This is a genomic window from Mameliella sp. CS4, assembly GCF_019392335.1.
Lineage (GTDB): Bacteria > Pseudomonadota > Alphaproteobacteria > Rhodobacterales > Rhodobacteraceae > Antarctobacter.
Map to the genome: position 1 here is coordinate 2,501 of NZ_JAHXRQ010000055.1, position 3,540 is coordinate 6,040.

Below are 3,540 nucleotides of genomic sequence, written 5' to 3' on the forward strand. Positions count from 1 at the left end.
GGCAATCTCAGTTGGTCTCCACGGGCTGCAAAGCCGGGGGAGAGGGTGACTGGCGGTCTAGCCGACCGGCAGGAACTATCCCTTCTGAAACGAGCAATCGTTGTCCAAGTCAAGTACACTAACCACTCATTCTTCTGCTTGCAGAAGGAATGAGAGGAATTTGAAACCGCTCGATGCGGTTTTGAATTCCATGTCCCGGTTCATACACCGGGGCGGGAAAGTATGCTTTGTCCGGTAAGAGGGAAGGGCGGTCTGCCGACCGTGCTTCCAGTCAAGGGTCCTTGCGAACCAGCGGGATACCAAACCTTGCTCTTACTGGATCAAATCAAGCGCGAAAAGGGCGTTTGGTGGATGCCTTGGCAGCAAGAGGCGATGAAGGACGTGATACTCTGCGATAAGCTAGGGGGAGCCGAGAATAGGCTTTGATCCCTGGATCTCCGAATGGGGCAACCCACCTGATATTCAGTTATTATCAGCCGTCAGGTTTTTGATAATTGGGTAAACCAGGTACTTCTTACCTGAATACATAGGGTTTGAAGAGCAAACCCGGGGAACTGAAACATCTAAGTACCCGGAGGAAAGGAAATCAATGATACTCCCCTAGTAGCGGCGAGCGAACGGGGACCAGCCGAGCCTTGAGAGTGATCGGAACATGCTGGAAAGCATGGCCATAGCGGGTGACAGCCCCGTACGAGAAGCTCGATAGGACGTATTAAGTAGGGCGGGACACGTGAAATCCTGTCTGAAGATCGGAGGACCACCTTCGAAGGCTAAGTACTCCTTGCTGACCGATAGCGAACCAGTACCGTGAGGGAAAGGTGAAAAGCACCCCGACGAGGGGAGTGAAACAGTACCTGAAACCGAACGCCTACAATCAGTCGGAGCTCCTTACGGAGTGACGGCGTACCTTTTGTATAATGGGTCATCGACTTGGTCTATCTAGCAAGCTTAAGCCGATAGGTGTAGGCGCAGCGAAAGCGAGTCTTAATAGGGCGTCGAGTTAGATGGATCAGACCCGAAACCGAGTGATCTAGGCATGACCAGGATGAAGGTAAGGTAACACTTACTGGAGGTCCGAACCCACACCTGTTGAAAAAGGTCGGGATGAGTTGTGCCTAGGGGTGAAAGGCCAATCAAACTCGGAGATAGCTGGTTCTCCGCGAAATCTATTTAGGTAGAGCGTCATCCGAATACCCCCGGGGGTAGAGCACTGGATGGGTAATGGGGCCCCACAGGCTTACTGATCCTAACCAAACTCCGAATACCGGGGAGTACTAGATGGCAGACACACTGCGGATGCTAACGTCCGTAGTGGAGAGGGAAACAACCCTGACCTACAGCTAAGGCCCCCAATTCATGGCTAAGTGGGAAAGCAGGTGGGACGACCAAAACAACCAGGAGGTTGGCTTAGAAGCAGCCATCCTTTAAAGATAGCGTAACAGCTCACTGGTCTAAACAAGTTGTCCTGCGGCGAAGATGTAACGGGGCTCAAGCCATGAGCCGAAGCTTAGGATGCCGTAAGGCATGGTAGCGGAGCGTAGTGTGATATAGCACTTATCTTTACTATCGCACATTGGAGACCGGGCACGTGTAAACGTGCTCATGTATCCGATAGGCGGTAGCACAAGATAAAGTGCTTTCAGTGAAGCCGGCCTGTGAGGGATCCGGTGGAGAGATCACTAGCGAGAATGATGACATGAGTAGCGACAAAGAGTGTGAGAGACACTCTCGCCGAAAGTCCAAGGGTTCCTGCTTAAAGCTAATCTGAGCAGGGTAAGCCGACCCCTAAGGCGAGGCCGAAAGGCGTAGTCGATGGGAACCAGGTTAATATTCCTGGGCCAGGAGGATGTGACGGATTGTGGCGGCGTGCGTGCCTTATCGGATTGGCGCGTATCCAAGACAGTCCCAGGAAATAGCCCTCCATGAGATCGTACCCTAAACCGACACAGGTGGACTGGTAGAGAATACCAAGGCGCTTGAGAGAACGATGTTGAAGGAACTCGGCAAAATACCTCCGTAAGTTCGCGAGAAGGAGGCCCGGTACACGACTACCGGGGGCACAAACCAGGGGGTGGCGACTGTTTATTAAAAACACAGGGCTCTGCGAAGTCGCAAGACGACGTATAGGGTCTGACGCCTGCCCGGTGCCTGAAGGTTAAAAGGAGGGGTGCAAGCTCCGAATTGAAGCCCAGGTAAACGGCGGCCGTAACTATAACGGTCCTAAGGTAGCGAAATTCCTTGTCGGGTAAGTTCCGACCTGCACGAATGGCGTAACGACTTCCCCGCTGTCTCCAACATCGACTCAGCGAAATTGAATTGCCTGTCAAGATGCAGGCTTCCCGCGGTTAGACGGAAAGACCCCGTGCACCTTCACTACAGCTTCGCACTGGCATCAGGCACAACATGTGCAGGATAGGTGGTAGGCTTTGAAGCAGGGACGCCAGTCCCTGTGGAGCTTCCCTTGAGATACCACCCTTGTTCTGCTTGATGTCTAACCGCGGCCCGTTATCCGGGTCCGGGACCCTGCGTGGTGGGTAGTTTGACTGGGGCGGTCGCCTCCTAAAGCGTAACGGAGGCGCGCGAAGGTTGGCTCAGAGCGGTCGGAAATCGCTCGTTGAGTGCAATGGCAGAAGCCAGCCTGACTGCAAGACTGACAAGTCGAGCAGAGTCGAAAGACGGCCATAGTGATCCGGTGGTCCCAAGTGGGAGGGCCATCGCTCAACGGATAAAAGGTACGCCGGGGATAACAGGCTGATACTGCCCAAGAGTCCATATCGACGGCAGTGTTTGGCACCTCGATGTCGGCTCATCTCATCCTGGGGCTGGAGCAGGTCCCAAGGGTATGGCTGTTCGCCATTTAAAGAGGTACGTGAGCTGGGTTTAGAACGTCGTGAGACAGTTCGGTCCCTATCTGCCGTGGGTGTAGGATACTTGAGAGGAGTTGCCCCTAGTACGAGAGGACCGGGGTGAACGATCCACTGGTGGACCAGTTGTCATGCCAATGGCAGTGCTGGGTAGCTATGATCGGACAGGATAACCGCTGAAGGCATCTAAGCGGGAAGCCCCCCTCAAAACAAGGTATCCCTGAGGACCGTGGAAGACCACCACGTCGATAGGCCGGAGATGTAAGCACAGCAATGTGTTCAGTTGACCGGTACTAATGGTCCGATAGGCTTGATTTGATCCAGTAACAGCAAGGTTGAAAAAAACCTCGCCAAGGACAAACAGCATACTACACCGCAATACAGGTGCTTGACCTGGACAACACAGTTGATTGATGCCGCACCTGGCATGGTTGGGTGTGGGCTCCCGTGACATTTGCTCCGCAAATGCACTGACGCCCACCAAAACCATCGCCGCGTCGCGGCAATGGTTTTTCCTCGGTTTGGTGGTCATAGCGTGAGCAAAACACCCGGATCCATTCCGAACCCGGCCGTTAAGTGCCACCGCGCCAATGGTACTGCGTCTCAAGACGTGGGAGAGTAGGTCGCCGCCAAACCTAGAAAAAACCATACCTCTCTATGCAAAATACGAATATAA

2 rRNA genes are annotated in these 3,540 nt (G+C 53.7%); both read left to right on the top strand.

The annotated features are described in order from the left end of the window. The first annotated feature begins 323 nt into the window (after positions 1-323). Positions 324-3,182, top strand: a 23S ribosomal RNA gene (locus KZZ07_RS26350). A 202-nt stretch (positions 3,183-3,384) separates the two neighbouring features. Beyond that, positions 3,385-3,499, top strand: a 5S ribosomal RNA gene (gene rrf / locus KZZ07_RS26355). The last annotated feature ends 41 nt before the right edge of the window (positions 3,500-3,540 follow it).